This is a genomic window from Curtobacterium sp. ME12, assembly GCF_903970855.1.
In the GTDB taxonomy this organism is placed as follows: domain Bacteria; phylum Actinomycetota; class Actinomycetes; order Actinomycetales; family Microbacteriaceae; genus Curtobacterium; species Curtobacterium poinsettiae_A.
Map to the genome: position 1 here is coordinate 26531 of NZ_CAJCKD010000031.1, position 15881 is coordinate 42411.

20 protein-coding genes and 1 pseudogene are annotated in these 15881 nt (G+C 66.7%); 10 read left to right on the top strand and 11 right to left on the bottom strand.

Going from position 1 to position 15881, the window contains the following annotated elements; genetic code table 11:
• The first annotated feature begins 50 nt into the window (after window positions 1-50).
• Both H7A73_RS13975 and H7A73_RS13980 read left to right on the top strand, forming a co-directional pair.
• Window positions 51-1067 carry a zinc-dependent alcohol dehydrogenase gene (locus H7A73_RS13975; RefSeq protein ID WP_182066518.1) on the top strand — a complete coding sequence of 339 codons (1017 nt, stop codon included), beginning with the start codon at window positions 51-53 and terminating at the stop codon, window positions 1065-1067.
• A 5-nt stretch (window positions 1068-1072) separates the two neighbouring features.
• Window positions 1073-1789: a hypothetical protein gene (locus H7A73_RS13980; RefSeq protein WP_182066519.1), complete on the top strand. Its 717-nt coding sequence runs from the start codon at window positions 1073-1075 to the stop codon at window positions 1787-1789.
• Here H7A73_RS13980 and H7A73_RS13985 read toward each other — a convergent pair.
• Both H7A73_RS13985 and H7A73_RS13990 read right to left on the bottom strand, forming a co-directional pair.
• Window positions 1751-2410 carry a response regulator transcription factor gene (locus H7A73_RS13985; RefSeq protein ID WP_182066520.1) on the bottom strand — a complete coding sequence of 220 codons (660 nt, stop codon included), beginning with the start codon at window positions 2408-2410 and terminating at the stop codon, window positions 1751-1753. The two genes, H7A73_RS13980 and H7A73_RS13985, sit on opposite strands and share 39 nt — an antisense overlap.
• Complete coding sequence (locus tag H7A73_RS13990) at window positions 2407-3561, bottom strand: sensor histidine kinase (RefSeq protein WP_182066521.1); 1155 nt, start codon at window positions 3559-3561, stop codon at window positions 2407-2409. The genes H7A73_RS13985 and H7A73_RS13990 overlap by 4 nt, the downstream gene beginning before the upstream one ends.
• A 160-nt stretch (window positions 3562-3721) precedes the next feature.
• On the opposite strand from H7A73_RS13990, the gene H7A73_RS13995 reads away from it, so the two are divergent.
• The 4 genes from H7A73_RS13995 to H7A73_RS14010 all read left to right on the top strand — a co-directional run bounded on the left by H7A73_RS13995 (window position 3722) and on the right by H7A73_RS14010 (window position 7829).
• A complete protein-coding gene (locus tag H7A73_RS13995) occupies window positions 3722-4279 on the top strand; it encodes a hypothetical protein (protein WP_182066522.1) in 558 nt (185 codons plus the stop codon).
• 72 nt (window positions 4280-4351) lie between these two features.
• Window positions 4352-4915: a hypothetical protein gene (locus tag H7A73_RS14000; protein WP_182066523.1), complete on the top strand. Its 564-nt coding sequence runs from the start codon at window positions 4352-4354 to the stop codon at window positions 4913-4915.
• Between the two features lie 85 nt (window positions 4916-5000).
• Window positions 5001-6500 carry an FAD-dependent oxidoreductase gene (locus H7A73_RS14005; protein WP_182066524.1) on the top strand — a complete coding sequence of 500 codons (1500 nt, stop codon included), beginning with the start codon at window positions 5001-5003 and terminating at the stop codon, window positions 6498-6500.
• 48 nt (window positions 6501-6548) lie between these two features.
• Window positions 6549-7829, top strand: a complete 1281-nt coding sequence (locus H7A73_RS14010) for a cytochrome P450 (RefSeq protein WP_182066525.1) — start codon at window positions 6549-6551, stop codon at window positions 7827-7829.
• Here the strand turns inward: H7A73_RS14010 and H7A73_RS18125 are convergent.
• The 8 genes and pseudogenes from H7A73_RS18125 to H7A73_RS14040 all read right to left on the bottom strand — a co-directional run bounded on the left by H7A73_RS18125 (window position 7819) and on the right by H7A73_RS14040 (window position 11546).
• The gene (locus tag H7A73_RS18125) at window positions 7819-8343 is read right to left on the bottom strand and encodes a hypothetical protein (protein ID WP_310648863.1); all 525 of its coding nucleotides are present in this window, start codon (window positions 8341-8343) and stop codon (window positions 7819-7821) included. The genes H7A73_RS14010 and H7A73_RS18125 overlap by 11 nt on opposite strands.
• A gap of 3 nt (window positions 8344-8346) precedes the next feature.
• A pseudogene (locus H7A73_RS18130) lies at window positions 8347-8514 on the bottom strand (phosphopyruvate hydratase); the annotation flags it as partial.
• A complete protein-coding gene (locus H7A73_RS18135) occupies window positions 8478-8756 on the bottom strand; it encodes a hypothetical protein (RefSeq protein WP_259362908.1) in 279 nt (92 codons plus the stop codon). The gene H7A73_RS18135 and the pseudogene H7A73_RS18130, both read right to left, overlap by 37 nt.
• A 136-nt stretch (window positions 8757-8892) precedes the next feature.
• Window positions 8893-9378 (bottom strand): inorganic diphosphatase, encoded by a 486-nt coding sequence (locus tag H7A73_RS14020; RefSeq protein WP_182066526.1) that lies wholly within the window; start codon window positions 9376-9378, stop codon window positions 8893-8895.
• 50 nt (window positions 9379-9428) lie between these two features.
• Window positions 9429-9800: a fluoride efflux transporter FluC gene (locus H7A73_RS14025; protein WP_182066527.1), complete on the bottom strand. Its 372-nt coding sequence runs from the start codon at window positions 9798-9800 to the stop codon at window positions 9429-9431.
• A complete protein-coding gene (locus tag H7A73_RS14030; RefSeq protein WP_259362909.1) occupies window positions 9797-10300 on the bottom strand; it encodes a fluoride efflux transporter FluC in 504 nt (167 codons plus the stop codon). Before H7A73_RS14030 ends, H7A73_RS14025 begins: the two co-directional genes overlap by 4 nt.
• Window positions 10297-11043 (bottom strand): 2,3-bisphosphoglycerate-dependent phosphoglycerate mutase, encoded by a 747-nt coding sequence (locus H7A73_RS14035; protein WP_182066528.1) that lies wholly within the window; start codon window positions 11041-11043, stop codon window positions 10297-10299. The genes H7A73_RS14030 and H7A73_RS14035 overlap by 4 nt, the downstream gene beginning before the upstream one ends.
• The gene (locus H7A73_RS14040; protein WP_182066529.1) at window positions 11040-11546 is read right to left on the bottom strand and encodes a universal stress protein; all 507 of its coding nucleotides are present in this window, start codon (window positions 11544-11546) and stop codon (window positions 11040-11042) included. Before H7A73_RS14040 ends, H7A73_RS14035 begins: the two co-directional genes overlap by 4 nt.
• Window positions 11547-11853: 307 nt before the next feature.
• Between H7A73_RS14040 and H7A73_RS14045 the strand changes: the two genes are divergently transcribed.
• From H7A73_RS14045 to H7A73_RS14055, 3 genes are all read left to right on the top strand, one after another.
• The gene (locus tag H7A73_RS14045; protein WP_182066530.1) at window positions 11854-12324 is read left to right on the top strand and encodes a hypothetical protein; all 471 of its coding nucleotides are present in this window, start codon (window positions 11854-11856) and stop codon (window positions 12322-12324) included.
• A gap of 111 nt (window positions 12325-12435) precedes the next feature.
• Window positions 12436-13053 carry a DUF305 domain-containing protein gene (locus H7A73_RS14050; RefSeq protein ID WP_182066531.1) on the top strand — a complete coding sequence of 206 codons (618 nt, stop codon included), beginning with the start codon at window positions 12436-12438 and terminating at the stop codon, window positions 13051-13053.
• Between the two features lie 136 nt (window positions 13054-13189).
• A complete protein-coding gene (locus tag H7A73_RS14055; protein ID WP_182066532.1) occupies window positions 13190-14365 on the top strand; it encodes a permease in 1176 nt (391 codons plus the stop codon).
• A 505-nt stretch (window positions 14366-14870) separates the two neighbouring features.
• On the opposite strand, the gene H7A73_RS14060 is transcribed toward H7A73_RS14055, so the two are convergent.
• Window positions 14871-15326: a hypothetical protein gene (locus H7A73_RS14060; protein ID WP_182066533.1), complete on the bottom strand. Its 456-nt coding sequence runs from the start codon at window positions 15324-15326 to the stop codon at window positions 14871-14873.
• Window positions 15327-15669: 343 nt separating this feature from the next.
• Here H7A73_RS14060 and H7A73_RS14065 point away from each other — a divergent pair.
• Window positions 15670-15881 (top strand): site-specific integrase (locus tag H7A73_RS14065; RefSeq protein WP_182066534.1); only part of this gene is annotated, 212 nt, incomplete at its 3' end.

The window sequence follows — 15881 nt, forward strand, 5'->3', positions numbered from 1 at the left end:
AATAGATGCAGAAGCGGGCGACATCCGCCCCAGAGAAGGAGAACAAGCTGATGCGCACCGTCGTTGTCACCGGCCCCGGATCCGTTGAAATCCGCGACGAGCCCGTCCCCGAGGTCGGCCCCGCTGACATCCTGATCGCCGTCAAGGCATGTGGGATCTGCGGCTCCGACGCCTTCTACGCCGCCCGCGGCGGCATCCCGCCGCGAGAGGGTCACACACCCCTCGGACACGAGGTCGCCGGCGAGGTCACCGTCGTCGGCGACGCCGTCGACGGCATCGCCGTCGGCGACCACGTCGTCGTCAACCCGATGGGTGATCCCCGCGGGATCATCCGCAACGGCGGCCCCACCGGCGGGCTGTCCGAGTTCCTGCTCATCGAGCAGGCCGTGCTCGGCACCAGCGTCGCGATCGTCCCGGACGACCTGCCCTGGCAGGTGGCCGCCCTCAATGAGCCGATGGCCGTCGCCCTGCACGCCGTGAACCGGACCGAGCCACAGCCCGGTGACACGGTCGTCGTATTCGGTGCCGGCCCAATCGGGCTGGGCGCCGTGATCAGCTACAAGGCGCTCGGCGTCGGGCACGTAGTCGTCGTCGACGTCATCGCCTCGCGACTCGAAAAGGCCCTGCTCGTCGGAGCCGACGCCGTCGTGAACTCAGCCGACGAGCCACTCGATGCGCGCCTGATCGCCCTACACGGCGATGCACGCGACGGCGTCGGACACGGCGGGAAGTCCGGCACAGACATCTGGCTCGACGCCGCCGGGGTGCCAGCCACCGTGCAGACGGCGCTGCGCCTGGCAAAGCACCGCGCGACCATCGGTGTCGTGGCGGTGCATAAAAAGGCCGTCGAGGTCGACTTCGGCGACCTGCTGGCCGTCGAGCCGACGATCGTGACGGCCATGGGGTACCCAACCGAGATCTTCGACGTCACCGAGCACATCATCGCGAACCCCGAGGCCTACGCGCGGATCGTCAGCGACGTCTTCCCGGCGACCGACGTGCTCGAGGCCCTCCGGGTCGCGGCCACCCCCGGCGCAGCCGACAAAGTCGTTGTGACCTTCGGATGAAGCCAATGAGTAGGGAGGAAGCGTTCCGCTACGCACTCGGTGTGTGGAAGGACCGTTCTCGTCGCGGACTCGCACTTGCAGCGCTGTCCATCCCGGGTAGCGTCGTCATGGCCGGCTGGAAGCTCATCCTGTTCTGCGCAGCGCCTTCCCTGCTTATTGCCGCCACCGTCTTGTTCAACCTTGGTGTGGCAGCCGTGAAATTCTTTGCAGTGCACCGGCACCGACGCTCCGTCGCTTTATTCGATGACGAACAGGAGCGTGCCCGGTTTCGACAGCGTGGCTACCGATGGATCGGCCTGTCTGTGCTGCTACTCGGGCTGCTGTTTGTCGGGGCGAGTATGCCGCTGCTGACTGGTCGTGCGCATGTGACGCTGTTCGGGAAATGGCCCGCAATTATCATTGCCACGGCCACCTTCTCTGAGCTCGGTATCAGTATCTGGGGTGCTGTCACTGCCCGCCGTGACCGGGAGCCGCTCGTGGAGGCAACCAAACTGGTGAATGTCGCCGCCGCGGTTGTGCTGCTCGTGCTCACCCAGGCAGCTTTACTGTCTTTGGGTGGTAGCACGGACGCTGCTGCCACGTTCAATGGTGCCAGCGGTGTGTTCCTCGGCGGTGTCGCCGCGGCGATTGGCGCTTTGATGGTGCTGCGCCGCTTCCCAGTGAACACAACTTTGGACACGGGTTCACGGAAGCAAGCCGCTTTGGAACGCAAACGCGACTAGTTGCGCTCGATCGCGAGCGTTCACTTTGGTCATCGCGCGGTTCACATGGGTTTTTACGGTCAACGGTGACAGGAACAGGTCCTGGGCGATGTGGTCGAGGTCGTGTCCCCGGCAGACGAGGGTCACGATGTCGCGCTCTCGGTCCGTCAGCGCATCGAATCGCTGCCGCATGCCGGGATCGACGGATACGACCGGCGCTGCGGCAGCCTGAGCGATGAGTGCTGCAGCGGCGTTCGCGGATAGCGCGCCGCCTCCAGCTGCGACATCGGTGATCGCGGTAACGAGCTCGGCGGGGCCTGCCGCTTTGCTGAGGTACCCGTTGGCGCCGGCTTGCAGCGCCTGAAACACGAGGTCGTCCTGATCGAATGTGGTCAGCATCACAATTTTCGGGTCGACTGGCGCAGCGGCGCGGACGCGGCGCGTTGTCTCGACGCCATCGATTCCCGGCATACGAATGTCCATCATGACCACATCAGCTGGTGTGTTCGCGATGACGTTGACGGCCGTGAGACCGTCAGCTGCTTCCCCAACGACGGCGATGCCGTCGGCGCGGTCCAAGATGGCGCGCAAGCCGAAACGGATCATGTCCTGGTCGTCGACCAGGATCACTCGGATGCTCATGCGGTGTCGCTTTCGGTCGGGAAGTGTGCGTGCACGATGAACAGCATGCCTTCCGGACCGGCAGACAGCGTCCCACCTGCAGCGCTGACGCGTTCTCGCATGCCAATAAGACCAAGCCCAGATCCGCCCGCACCCGTTGAGACGTCTCGGGCCCGTCGATTCTCGACTCGCACGGCCACACTGTCGCTAGAGCGGGAGATGCGGATGTCGGCGCTGCCGGATCCGTACCGGTGAGCATTCGTGAGTGCCTCCTGCAGCACCCGATAGACCGCGACGCCCACCGTCGTCCCCGGCTCTTTGAGCTCGTCGATCTCAGTGGTGAGGGTAAGCCCAAGCTGCCGGTAGGAGTCGATGAGTTCCGGGATGCGCGCCGTGCCCGGGACGGGCGCGGTCACAGGGTCGCCGTCGGAGGTGCGGAGTACGGCGAGGATGTGTTGCGTTTCGGTGAGGACGTTGCGCACTCCCACCCGTGCTGCCTGCAGCGCTGCACGGGTGTCGACGTCGTCGGCTGGGACGGCCATCTCTGCGATGCCCAATTGCATGCTCACCACCGCTACTTCGTGTCCGACGACGTCGTGCAGATCACGGGCGATGCGGACGCGTTCCTCCGCGACGCGGCGTTCTGCTTCCCGTTCCCGGGTGGCGATGGCGTCCGCAGCGCGCTGCTCGAGTACTGCCCGGTACTGATGCTGCAGCCGAAGGCCGGAACCGATCGCGGCAGCCGCGGCGATCGAAATCATCGCCCCCAACACGGTGGCGACGCCTCCGCCGGTCCCCGGTGCCAACGCAGTACCAACAATCACACCGGGCATGACGATCACAGCAGCGCGGACAGGATGACCCTGCCTGGAGCATACGGCAAACAGCAGCAACACCGCTGACGTCCAGGACACAGTCGGCTGCCATCCCGCAGCGCCGGCAAGTACCGGCGCGACCGACGCAAGCCCCAACGACACCCAAGGCAACCAGGGACACAACGCGACGGCGCACACCACCGCCACTACCGCAACCGCGACACTTGGCGGCGCGGTTCCACTGATTGCACGCGCAAGCTCGATCCCGCTCGCCACGAGCACGACCGCTGCGGTGGCGCGGAACACCCACCGGTCATCGGGACGCCACGCGTTCCACATCATCCGCAGCTGCCGCATATCCCCATCCTTCCGGAGCGATGGGCGTTCCCACTACTGCAAACGCAGTAGTGGGAAATACCACCAACCGCGGGTTACCGCTAGCCGCTGGACCGGAACGATGAAGTCATGCCGCGAAGGCCGGCACGAACCAAAGCATTGACCCCCGAAGGACGACCCCATGACCATTCAGCAGACCGCCCCGACCGCGACCACGTTCGACTACCGCACCGTGCAGATCCCGAAGGGCAAGGACGCGCTCTACCAGGACACCTACCGCAACTTCGGGTGGGAGCCCGACGGCAGCAGCAACAGGGTCCCCGGGACCCGCCGCCGCAGCATCGGGCTACGGCGAGACCGCACACTGCGGTCGGTGGAGGTCGCCGAGCTCCAGCAGAACGCCGAGACCGCGCTGGCGAACATCGAAGCTCTCGAACGGTCCCGGAGCACCGCGGCCACGATCCTCGGATATGCGTTCGGCCTGATCGGCTGCATCTTCCTCGCGTTCTCCGTCTTCGCCACCCAGGACACCGTCACCACCCCGAGTTTGTTCTCCGACGCAAACGCGTTCACCGTGTTCTCCGTCGGCGCTGGCGGCTTGTTCAACTGGGCCATCGCGCCGATCGCTTACCACCTGATCCGGAACGCCCGCACCAAGAAGCTTCGCCCCCGCATCGACCGGCAGTACGACGTCGTGTACGGCGCCTGTGAAGCCGCCAGCCGCCGCCTCAACGCCTAATCGACGCCAAGCATGACGCACCTGCGCCGCCGCGCGGACGAGGACGCCACCACGGTCCCACGAGCAGTTGAGATGCGGACCATCATCGCTCCACGCGGCTACGAACCGCTTTACCGGAACACGCTCGAGCAGCTGCAGTGGACCACAAGTACCACGAAGGCTCCCTTCGGAGCGACTCGGCTGTTGCTGCAACGCCCCGCCCGAACCCACTCGGACACAAACGCGTTGTTCGAGCGACGCGCAGAACGAGCGCTTGCCCGCATAGCCGCGCTCGAGCAGCACCCCGCCCGGACGGCGTTCACATTGCACCTGACGGGCTCGGCAATCTCGTTCAGCATGCTCACCATCAGCATCCTCAGCGCGATCGCCGGTCAACCCTTGCTTGCCCCGGTCTTCATTGGCGCCGCCGCATGGATGGTCGCCGCTATTGCTGCACCGTCGGTTCGTGTGTGGCGGACCCGACGCGTGCAGCACGGGCTGCATGCCGAGTATCAAGCGCTTCGCGTCTGCACGCTGACGCAGCGCATCGCGGACACCGCACAACAACCAGACCAACCGTCGTACCTCGCGTCCGCACCTGGCGGACCCACCCCCTCAGCAAAAGTGAACGCTGCTGTCGTACTGCAATCGCAGTAGCCGGATCGCTCCGACTGAAGGACGACACCGGTCGGTACACCGCGGACGATGAATCCGGCTCACAACGAAATCCCGGGAGGACTCCATGGAAATCGCGGTTGACATGACGAAATGTCAAAGTTACGCGCAGTGCTGCTTCCTCGCGCCGGGGGTGTTCCGGTTCGAGGGCGAGGAAGCACTGGCTTACAACCCCAACCCCTCCGACGACGAACGTTTCCGGGTGCTGCAGTCAGCAGCCGCGTGCCCCGTGCAGGCGATCCGTGTCGGGGGCGCGCGTCTGCCGGTACGAGCAGCCGACTCTGCTGAATCGGTGCACGCTCCGCTCACCGCGGACGCACGAGTCGTGATCGTCGGCGCGTCGCTGGCTGGTCTGACTGCCGCCGAGACGCTCCGCACTGCCGGGTTCACGGGAACGATCACCGTGCTCGGTGACGAACCGCACCTGCCGTACGACCGTCCGCCGCTGTCGAAACAGGTGCTCACGGGGATTGCCGGCACCACCACGACACGGTTGCCGCACGCCGCGGACCTCGACGTCGACTGGCGGCTCGGCAACGCCGCCACCGCCCTCGCCACGGATGCCAAGCAGGTGCTCCTGCAGAACGGTGCGCGAGTCGACTACGACCGTCTGCTGATCGCCACCGGCCGACGCTCCCGCCCCTGGCCCGTCACTGCCGAAGCAGCGCTGGACGGTGTCTTCGTGCTCCGTACCGCCGATGACGCCGCCGCGATCCGCGAACGACTGACGGACGGCACCGCGAGGGTGTTGGTGATCGGCGGCGGCTTCACCGGCGGTGAGATCGCCTCCTCCTGCAGCAGCCTCGGCATCCCTATCACCGTCGTCGACCGTGGGCCAGCACCCATGGCGAAACTCTTCGGGACAGCCATTGGCGAGATGATGCGTGAACTGCACCGCGAACACGACGTTGACCTCCGAATCGGCACCGGCGTCACCGCCCTGCACGGTGACGACGGCGGACGACTTACCGCAGCGCAGCTCACCGACGGCTCCACAATCGACGTCGACGTGGCCGTCGTCGCGATCGGCGCCGTCCCAAACAACGAATGGCTCGCCGGATCCGGCGTCGCGAGTGACGACGCGGGTGTGCTCTGCGACGCATCCCAACACGCCCTCGGCGCCGACGGGCAGCCCCTGTTCGACGTGTTCGTCGCCGGGGACATCGCCCGGCACCCGAACCCCCTCGCCGGGTCTGGCGTGTGGACGAGTGAACACTGGGGCGCCGCTGTCCGACAGGCCGAGACCGCGGCGCGGAACATGGTGCACGGCACGGACACACCCCACCGGGATGTGCCGGTGTTCTGGACGACGCAGTTCGGGCAGGTGCTCAAAGCGACGGGAGAACCGGCGATCGCCGACACCGCACAGATCGCACAAGGATCCCTCTCAGAGCGATCCGCTGTGGTCACGTTCGGCCGTGACGGTCGTCTGGTCGCCGCGGTCGCCGTGAACCAGTCGAAGTGGTTGCCGTACTACCGGGCGCAGATCGAAGCCGGAGCAGCCTTCCCCCTCGAAGACCCGACGGTTGATCCCGCCGCCGACCCCACGCTGTCAGCGGCGCGGTAGCGCTCGGCATCGCTTGCCACCAATCGAACCCACCAGGAGCAGAACACGATGACCGATACCCCGCAGACCACACCCACCACCGACGCCGCATCGACGATAGCGACCGCGTCGGCGACCTGGGAGACGTTGCTCGAGCAGGACAGCCGACCCGACCCCAACCCCCACTACGAGCAGCTCCGCACCCAGCCGGTGCAGCAGCTCGACAACGGCGCCTTCCTCATCACCGGGTACGACGAGATCCTGCAACTCGTCCACGACCCCCGCATCAGCTCCGACCCGATGGCACCACACCGTAAAGAGGGTGCCGACGCGGGGGAGCCTGGGCTGACGTCCGCGTTTGTGATGACCGATCCGCCGGTCCACGACCGGCTCCGCCGCCAGACGATGCGCCACTTCGGCCCGCCGCACGCCGCCGACTACATCGACGGGCTCCGCCAGGACATCGACGTCATCACCCATGACCTCATCGACGGCTTCGCCGACCGCACGGAGATCGACGTTGTCGAAGCCTTCGCGTATCCGCTGCCCGTGGCGATGATCTGCGACGTACTCGGCGTCCCCCCGGAGGACGAGCCCCGCTTCCACGAGTGGAGCCAAGCGATCATCGCGCCTCCGGAAGCGGTCAACGACGCGGACGCTGCGGTGAAGCGCCGCGAAGCCGACGACGCATCCCGCGAGATGGCGGCCTACCTCGGCGACCTCGCCGACGCCCGGAAGGGCACCCCACAGGGGGATCTGCTCTCGGGCCTCGTCAACGATCACGGTCCCGACGGACCGATGTCGCGCACCGAGATCCTGAACACGTCCATCATGCTGCTCATCGGCGGGCACGAGACCACCGTCAACATGATCGCCAACGGCACACTCACCCTGCTGCGCCATCCCGAGACTATCGACCTCATCCGCGAACACCCGCACACGATCGCGCAGGTGTTCGAGGAGCTCATCCGCGTTGAACCGCCCGCCCAGGTGACACCGAAGTATATCGCCCTCGCCGACGTCACCGTTGCCGGCGTCACCATCCCCGCCGGTTCACCGGTCTGGATCGCCTGGGCCGCCGCGAACCGCGACCCGCGGCACTTCGATGACCCGGACCAGTTCAATCCACACCGCGCCGGTAATGACCACCTCAGCTTCGGTTCGGGCATTCACGCCTGCTTCGGCGCACCGCTGGCACGCATCGAAACACAAATTGCGCTCGCCAACCTTTTCAGTCGCCTAATCAACCCAAAGCTAGTCATCGACCCGCCGCCCTACCGCCGCAACGCGCTCCTCCGCGGACCGAGCGAACTGCGCATCACCTACGATGGGATCCGACCTACGGCATAATTTGCAACTCAATTAGGATTCGAACCACTGCGAGGTCCGGATTCTCCCGGAATTCGGTGACGACGCTTCTGCAGATCGGCACCGCCTTAAAAGGCGTAGCCTTTGTGCAACTGGTAACGGTCGAATTTGGAACACGAATCTCGACAGAGCTTGTTGCGACGCTTCCCTTGACTACAACGACTATCGGTAGGGACGTTTCCTCGCTACAAGCTCGCAAAGACTTCGTGTAAACGCCGCAAGAGGCGCTGAAGTCAACGATGTTGACGGGGCCGGAACGAGATATTGCCTGCGCCTTATATGAATGCGGCGAGGCGCAAACGGCGTCGGCCATCGATGAGGCGTTGACGGGGGCGATCATGAACTCCTGGAAGTCCAGCTTGTTCGCTGCGTGGGCGCCGCCGTTGAGGACGTTGAAGTGCGGGACCGGCAGGCGCGGCGTCGAGCCGGTGATCTCTGCGATCCACTGCCAGAGCGGCAGGTCCGCGGCGTGGGCGAGGGCCCTGGAGGCGGCGATCGAGGTGGCGACGACGCTGTTCGCGCCGAGCCGGCGGTACCCGGTGGTGCTGTCGAGTTCGGCGAGGGCGGCATCGACCTGTCCGATCGCCGACCAGGGCCGGCCGGTGAGGAGCCCTGAGATGTCGGTGTTGATCAGGTGGAGCGCCTGGGTGACGTCGCGGCCGCCGAACGCGGAACCGCCGTCGCGGAGCTCGACGGCTTCGTGGGCGCCGGTGGATGCGCCCGCGGGGCGTCGCCGGTGACGGTGCGGCCGTCGTCGAGCTCGAGGGTGATGCGGACGGTCGGGTAGCCGCGGGAGTCGAGGATGCGGGCGCCATGGACGGCGTCGATGGTGACGGGGTGGTCGTGGTGGGTGACGTACTCGCCCTGATGGGTTCCGTGGTGGTGGATGCCGCTGATGTAGTCGTTCATGGTGACGCTCCTTCTGGTCGGGTTATACGTCGGGCTGGTCTGTGACTGAGGGGGAGCCGCGGGGAGGCGGAGGGGACGTCCTGCTGGCGATCACTCGGCGCCAGTGCCTCCCCGCGGCGGTCTTGGGACCCGTGGGTCACGGGTGTCGGGTGTGGGCGTTCTGTGCGGTGCGGATGACGGCTTCGGCAGCGGCCCGGTCGACCCATCCGTTGGTGGTGACGTGCTTGCCGTGCTCGATCTCCTTGTAGTGGGCGAAGAAGTGCTCGATCTCGGTGAGGGTGTGCTCCGGCATGTCGTCGATGTCCTGCAGCTGCGCGAAGCGGTCGTCGCCGGCGGGGACGGTGAGGATTTTGTCGTCGCCGCCGTTCTCGTCGACCATGCGCAGCATTCCGACCGGCCGGACCGTGATGACGACGCCGGGGAACGTGGGACGGGGCAGGAGCACGAGCGCGTCGAAGGGGTCGCCGTCATCGCCGAGGGTGTTGTCGATGGAGCCGTAGTCCTGGGGGAACACCATGCTGGTGAACACGGCTCGGTCGAGCCGGATCCGGCCGGTGGTGTGGTCGACTTCGTACTTGTTGCCGCTGCCGCGGGGAATCTCGATCGTGACGTCGAACAGCATGGGTACCTCCGGTTCTGGAGCGGGTGTGGTGTGGTCAGTGGGTGGGGTGGTCATAGGGTGCCGCCGAGGAGGATGCCGGCGGTCGCGGCGGCGACGGAGACGACGAGCATTCCGAGACCGTTGACGGCGGCGGCGGTGATGCGGCCGCTGCGGGCGAGGCGGACGGTTTCGAAGCTGGCGGTGCTGAACGTGGTGTAGCCGCCCATCACCCCGGTGCCGAGGACCGCGACCGGCAACGCGCCGAGGTGGGTGGCGGCACCGACGATGAGTCCGAGCAGCAGCGACCCGGTGATGTTGATCGTCAACGTGCCGACGGGGAGCCGGAACTTTCGGCCGGTGTTGATGAGCCCGTCGAGGAGGAACCTGCCGGCAGCGCCGGCACCGCCGCCGAGGGCGACGGCGAGGACCAGGAACGGGCTCATGCTTCCTCCGTTCGGGGGCGGAACCAGCCGGCGACGACGAGACCGAAGGCGGTCGCGATCGCGCCGGACAGGACGGTGAGGAGCGCGTAGCCGGTGCCGGCGAGGCCGTGGCCGTCGAGGAACAGGGCGGCGGTGGACTCGGCGAGGGTGCTGTAGGTGGTGAACCCACCGAGGACCCCGGTGCCGAGGAGCAGCCGCAGCACCCTCCGGCGGCCGGCATCGGGCCCGCGGTGCGCGAGCGCTTCCAACAGCACACCGAGGGCCAGCGCTCCGGTGATGTTGATCCAGAAGATCGACCAACTCGCCCCGCCTTGGGCGGGGAGCAGGCTACTGATGACGTCGCGGAGAGCAGTACCGGCTGCCCCACCGATGGCGACGAGGCCGACGTACCGCCACCGCAGATGCACCGGCCGCATCGCCGTTGACGGGTCGGAGACGTCGACGTCGGGGTCGGAGGGGAGCTGGTCGTCGGGCATCGGGGTGTCCGTTCGGGTGGTCATGTTCCGCCTTCTGCCGCGACCAACGCCGCGGCGTGCTGTGCTGCTACCGGATCCAGGAACGCCCCACCACGCGGGAAGAGAGCACCCGTGGGGCCAAGGTGGTACTGCACAGGTTGCCCGGTCGGCAGGTTCAGATGCTCGAGCTCCGAGTCGGTGAGGTCGTCGATGCATGCGCACAACGCGCGGAGCGAGTTCCCGTGCGCGACGACGAGGACGCTCCGCCCGGCCCGCAGCATCGGCAGGAGCCGGTCGTGCAGGACGGGGCGGACCCGCTCGATGACGTCCGAGAGTGCCTCGGTGCGTCGGAGGGCGCCGTCGGGCAGGCCGCGCAGCGCGGAGCTTGACCGCAGTTCCTCCCACAGCTGCAGCGACATCGGTGGCGGCGCGCCGGTACGGGACCTGCGGAGCCGCACGTACTCGTCGTCACCGAGCATCCGGCGGGCGTCGGTCTTCGTCATACCGGTCAGGGCGCCGTAGTTGCGTTCGTTGAGCTGCCACACCGCTTCCGTTGGCAGCTGCGTCCCGAGGGCGTCGCAGACCAATTCGGCGGTGCGGACGGCGCGGCGCAGTGTCGAGGTGACCACGACGTCCGGCGTGATGTGGTTTGACCGGAGGAGCCGTCCGGCTGCGGATGCTTGCTCTTCACCGTGAGGCGTGAGCGGGACGTCAAAGAGACCGGTGAAGGTGCCAGCTTCGTTCGCGGTGCTCTCCCCATGCCGCAGGAGCGTCAACGTGCCCGTCATAGGGCATCCGACGGCCGGAAAACGGTGACGCCGACCGGGTCATGCGGGACGACCAGCACCGGCCGGTGCTGCTGATGGGTCAGGTGCGCGGCGACGGACCCGGTGAGCAGTTCCGCCATCCGGCGTCGGCCAGTCTGCGATCCGACGACGATCATCACCGCGTCACGTTCCTCGGCCACCGCCGCGAGTGCGTGACTCGGATCCCCGACGCGGGAGAAGATCTCCACGTCAACTGATCGCGCTGCAGCAAGATCTCCGATGACCCGCACGTCGTCGTCGGGGAGCTGCTGCGGCTTGCTGTCCGCCGTGTCCGGGTCGATCGGTTCGATGATCTCTGACCCGTCCGCACGGAGCCCCGTTGACAGCAGTGCCGGATCGACGACCACACACACCAGGCGGGCGCTGAACCGTTCAGCGACGGCAGCCGCGACGCCGACGACGTCGTGCGCCTGCCCTGGCTGCACGCCGACGACGACAACGCCGGCAGTGTTCGATTCGACCATGACCTCTCCCTACCTCAGGCGCGCAGAATCGCAACCAGCTGAGATAGGGACTGTTGTCGACGGGTGTCGAGGTTGGGTCCGGCAAGCCCCACTGCCGGGTCCGAAGACCCCACCAGTATGCACCCACCACCCCGTGACCGCACCGAGGATCTTCCGCATCTCGATACCTGTGCCGGCTGCTGCCCCCCCCCCCCCCCCCCCCCCCCCCCGCGATCCTCGGACGACGGGTACCCCGTGGGGGTATCATCACGGTCACCTGTCGCCTCGCACGGCTGACGCTTTCCGCTCCATGACCCACTGAAACCAGATGATCATCACCACGTCTCCGCGACGCCGGCTGCTGTTGCAGGTCACGGCGACGGTGGCGTTGCTGCTACTGGTCGGGTTCACGGTCCTGATGCACACCATGGCTGGGCACACCGCCGACCACGAGCATCCGATGACCGCTCCCACTGCCGCGATGGAGCACCACCCGGCCGCTGCCACCAGTCACACCGTGGCCGCCGATGACGCAGAACACGCGGTGCCCGCGATTGCGGTGATGGCTGTCCTCACCGATGCCGGCTGCGATGGTGGCTTGTGTGCGCTGATGTGCTCCCTGATGGGCATGGCGTGCATGCTGACGATCGCGCTGTTCGCATGGGTGCTGCTCCGCGCCCGCAGCGGCGGCGTGCTGCACCTCCTCGCCCGGCTGCTCGCCCTCGCAGCCCACGTGGCACGCGGTATCTCGGTGCCGCGACCGCCGTCACGATCGGCGTTGCAGATCATCCGAGTCTGATTCCACCCCGGCGGGTCCTCCCACCCTTCGGGAGCTCCCGCATGCCCAGACCCCGGGCAGGCAGTCGCCTGCCCGCACCCATCTGACGCATCCATGGAAACGGAATTCACCATGCAGACCACCTCCACGCGCGCTCTCGCGGCCGCCGCAGCCTTCACCATCGGGCTTACCCTCGCCGGCTGCTCCACCACCAACACCAGCAGCCCGGACACGTCGTCGTCGGACTCCTCGTCGTCCGAGTCTTCGTCGTCCGTGGCGTCGCACAACGGTCAGGACGTTATGTTCACGCAGCAGATGCTGCCGCACCATCAGCAGGCCGTCGAGATGAGCGACATGCTCCTCGCGAAGGGCTCCGGCGTGGAGGCCGACGTTGTGACGTTGGCGAAGCAGATCAAGGCCGAACAGGCCCCCGAGATTACGACGATGACCGGGTGGCTGAAGAGCTGGAACGAGCCGACTCAGATGCCGAGCACGTCCGGGATGGATCACCCCTCGATGTCCGGGATGATGTCTGACTCCGACATGCAGGACCTCCAGGACGCTTCCCCGCGGGACGCCGGGAAGCTCTACCTCGAGCAGATGATCCAGCACCACACCAGCGCCGTCGACATGGCGAGAACCGACTTCACCAAGGGCAAGAACGCTGACACGGTCGCCCTGGCGAAGTCGATCGTGACGAGCCAGACCGAGCAGATCACCCAGATGCGGGACATGCTCGCATCCAAGTGACCTCGGCGCGCGCCGACGCAGGCTCGACCGCCCCCTCGGCGCGCAACCGGTCCGGTCCGGTCCGACCCGGTCCGGTCTCCCTCATCCGCACGACGCCGCGGGACAATCTGCCCGCACCGCAACGAAGTAGGTGCACATGTTCATCCTCAACGCGCTCGGCGACGCCCTCGCAGCCGCTGGCTCCATGGGGTGGGAGATCCTCTGGCCCCTCATCCTCGGCTTCACCCTGTCCGGCATCATCCAAGCTGTCGTCCGCACGGACCAGATCACGAAGCTGATGCGGGACGACTCGCCTCGCGCGATCAGCGTCGCGACCGGACTCGGCGCCCTGTCGTCGTCCTGCTCCTACGCGGCCGTCGCATTGGCGCGTGCTCTGTTCCGGAAAGGGGCGAGCCTGTCGTCCGCGATGGCGTTCGAGGTCGCGTCGACAAACCTCGTCGTCGAACTGGGCCTGATCCTGGCTTTCGTGATGGGCTGGCAGTTCACCGTCGCAGAGTTCGTCGGCGGTCCGATCATGATCATCCTCATCGCCCTCGGCTTCCGGCTTTGGATGCGTGGCAAGATCCTCGACGCCGCCCGCGAGCAGGCCGACAAGGGGCTTGCCGGATCGATGGAGGGGCATGCGGCGATGGACATGTCCGTGCAGGGCGATCAGGGGTTCTGGCGGCGGCTGTTTTCGAAGCCGGGGCTGACGAGCGTGTCGCAGTACTTCGTCATGGACTGGGCGTCCGTGCTCCGCGACATCATCATCGGCCTGCTCATCGCCGGCGCGTTCGATGCGTGGGTGCCGAAAGCCTGGCTGCAGGCGGTGTTCTTCGAGGGGCATCCCACGCTGGCGTTCCTCATCGACCCGCTCATTGGCCCGCTGCTGGCGATGGTGAGCTTCGTCTGCTCCGTCGGCAATGTGCCCCTCGCGGCAGTGCTGTGGAACGGCGGGATCAGCTTCGGCGGAGTGATCAGCTTCATCTTCGCGGACCTGATCATCATCCCGATCATCGTCATCTACCGGAAGTACTACGGCTGGAAAGCCGCCCTCCGGATCACCGGGATCTACGGCGCCATGGTCCTCGCCGGCTACGCCGTCGAGCTGCTCTTCACCCCGCTGGGCTTGGTCCCCACGAACCGGCACCTGAGCGTGGCCACGTCCTCGATCAGTTGGAACTACACCACCTGGCTCAACATCGTGTTCCTCCTGATCGCGGCGGTCCTGCTCGTGGTGTTCATCCGCAGTGGTTCCTGGTCGATGCTTCGCATGATGGGCGGCACCGACGATAATGACAGCGGTCAGAAGCAGGGCGCGCATCACCACTGATCAGAAGCGCACGCACACCGACTCCGGTTAAAAGCGGCTCGTCGACGTCGAGGAACGGCTCCCACACCGTGATGTGGGAGCCGCCCTTTCCTTGCCTGGTTACCGTGCACGCCACAGGTCGAGCAGGAACCTGGCGATGGTCATCGCGAGGGTCGCGATGCCGAGCCAGGGGATCTGCCGCCTGCGGTGGGTGTCCTCGTCTTGCGACATCAGATCACCACCTCCTTGCGGGTCCGGCGCCGGCGGACACAAGAAGCGGCTGCACCAGGGGTGCAATCCGGGCGGACCCGGTTTACACTGGACCCGAGTTTCACTGCTCGGGGTCCCGTATCGGCCCCTGGCTTTCCACTCGGAGGGCCAACTCGGACCCGCTCCTGTTGACGCAGGGGCGGGTCTTTCGTTGTCCCTGTGGGCTGAAGCTCCGGCGCGGTCGCTCAGCCCACGAGCAACCACTGTACGGGCGGGGGAGAGCGCTACTGTGGATCGCCACCATGCGTCGTGCTCGTCACGCGATGGAGCGACTCGTCCGCGGGTTCCGCCGCGATCGTCGTTCGAGCCAGGTCCGCGGTCGTTCTTGGAGGGCGTGCGCGTATGCGGCGAGCCAGACGACTGCTCGAGTGTGGTTGCGGTTGCCGATGACGGCATGCCAGATCGAGGGCAGCAGGATCACCATCGCGAACGCTCCGAGGGTGATGCAGACGATGAGGAACACGACGTAGCTGACCCATCCCTCGTCAGGTTTCGGCGGTGCAGGGAACACGTCGTGTGGGGTGACGCTGAGCATGACAGCGAGGATGGCGATGCCAGCGGCCTCAAGGGTGAGGAGGAGCGTGGTTTCCTGGTCGGCGGAGCGTGCTCGCAGTTCGGCGAGGACCCGCAGCTGCGTCGCGTCGTCGGCGCGGACGAACGCGTCGAGGCGCTCCCGGGTGACGTCTTTATCGTCATGGAGGTGCTGCTGCACCTCAGGGTGGTCGCTGCGTCGCACTCGTCTGATCACGACCTCAAAGCATTCCACTACAAACACCTACCAACCGCGCCGCAAGTCGCCGCCGGGCAGTTCGGCTCGTCTCATGGTGACGTCGGTCGGGGCCCGTACAGTGCTGGTAGCCGGGGTTCAAGAAGGAGCAGTCATGACCGACGCGTCTCCGTCCGATCTCGATGTGACTCCGGCATTCGATGATGCGCGCGCGTTGAGGCGGAGCGCGACCGCGGCACAGCGCGCTGCGGCGGAACGGTCCCGGACCGCATTCGCACGGCAACGGGCAGCAGCGGGCAACGGATCGCCGGCTGGCACAGGTACCGCGGTGGTGGTACCGGCGGACGCATCACCGCGGGTTTTCGCCGAAGCGTCCCTGTCGCCGAACACGATCCGTGCGTACCGGTCGGACCTTCGGCAGTTCGCCCGGTGGCGTGCCGGGTTCCTCGACCACGAGATCTCCGAACCGCACGAGCTCGAGCAGATCACCACCGCACCGGTCGACCCGACCGAGGTCGCGGCGTTCCTCGCGGACAAGGC

Bases quoted from the DNA above. Each gene is read 5' to 3' on its own strand.
- H7A73_RS13975 (WP_182066518.1), top strand. From the start codon at position 51: ATGCGCACCGTCGTTGTCACCGGCCCCGGATCCGTTGAAATCCGCGAC.
- H7A73_RS13980 (WP_182066519.1), top strand. From the start codon at position 1,073: ATGAGTAGGGAGGAAGCGTTCCGCTACGCACTCGGTGTGTGGAAGGAC.
- H7A73_RS13985 (WP_182066520.1), bottom strand. From the start codon at position 2,410: ATGAGCATCCGAGTGATCCTGGTCGACGACCAGGACATGATCCGTTTC.
- H7A73_RS13990 (WP_182066521.1), bottom strand. From the start codon at position 3,561: ATGCGGCAGCTGCGGATGATGTGGAACGCGTGGCGTCCCGATGACCGG.
- H7A73_RS13995 (WP_182066522.1), top strand. From the start codon at position 3,722: ATGACCATTCAGCAGACCGCCCCGACCGCGACCACGTTCGACTACCGC.
- H7A73_RS14000 (WP_182066523.1), top strand. From the start codon at position 4,352: ATGCGGACCATCATCGCTCCACGCGGCTACGAACCGCTTTACCGGAAC.
- H7A73_RS14005 (WP_182066524.1), top strand. From the start codon at position 5,001: ATGGAAATCGCGGTTGACATGACGAAATGTCAAAGTTACGCGCAGTGC.
- H7A73_RS14010 (WP_182066525.1), top strand. From the start codon at position 6,549: ATGACCGATACCCCGCAGACCACACCCACCACCGACGCCGCATCGACG.
- H7A73_RS18135 (WP_259362908.1), bottom strand. From the start codon at position 8,756: ATGAACGACTACATCAGCGGCATCCACCACCACGGAACCCATCAGGGC.
- H7A73_RS14020 (WP_182066526.1), bottom strand. From the start codon at position 9,378: ATGCTGTTCGACGTCACGATCGAGATTCCCCGCGGCAGCGGCAACAAG.
- H7A73_RS14025 (WP_182066527.1), bottom strand. From the start codon at position 9,800: ATGAGCCCGTTCCTGGTCCTCGCCGTCGCCCTCGGCGGCGGTGCCGGC.
- H7A73_RS14030 (WP_259362909.1), bottom strand. From the start codon at position 10,300: ATGACCACCCGAACGGACACCCCGATGCCCGACGACCAGCTCCCCTCC.
- H7A73_RS14035 (WP_182066528.1), bottom strand. From the start codon at position 11,043: ATGACGGGCACGTTGACGCTCCTGCGGCATGGGGAGAGCACCGCGAAC.
- H7A73_RS14040 (WP_182066529.1), bottom strand. From the start codon at position 11,546: ATGGTCGAATCGAACACTGCCGGCGTTGTCGTCGTCGGCGTGCAGCCA.
- H7A73_RS14045 (WP_182066530.1), top strand. From the start codon at position 11,854: ATGATCATCACCACGTCTCCGCGACGCCGGCTGCTGTTGCAGGTCACG.
- H7A73_RS14050 (WP_182066531.1), top strand. From the start codon at position 12,436: ATGCAGACCACCTCCACGCGCGCTCTCGCGGCCGCCGCAGCCTTCACC.
- H7A73_RS14055 (WP_182066532.1), top strand. From the start codon at position 13,190: ATGTTCATCCTCAACGCGCTCGGCGACGCCCTCGCAGCCGCTGGCTCC.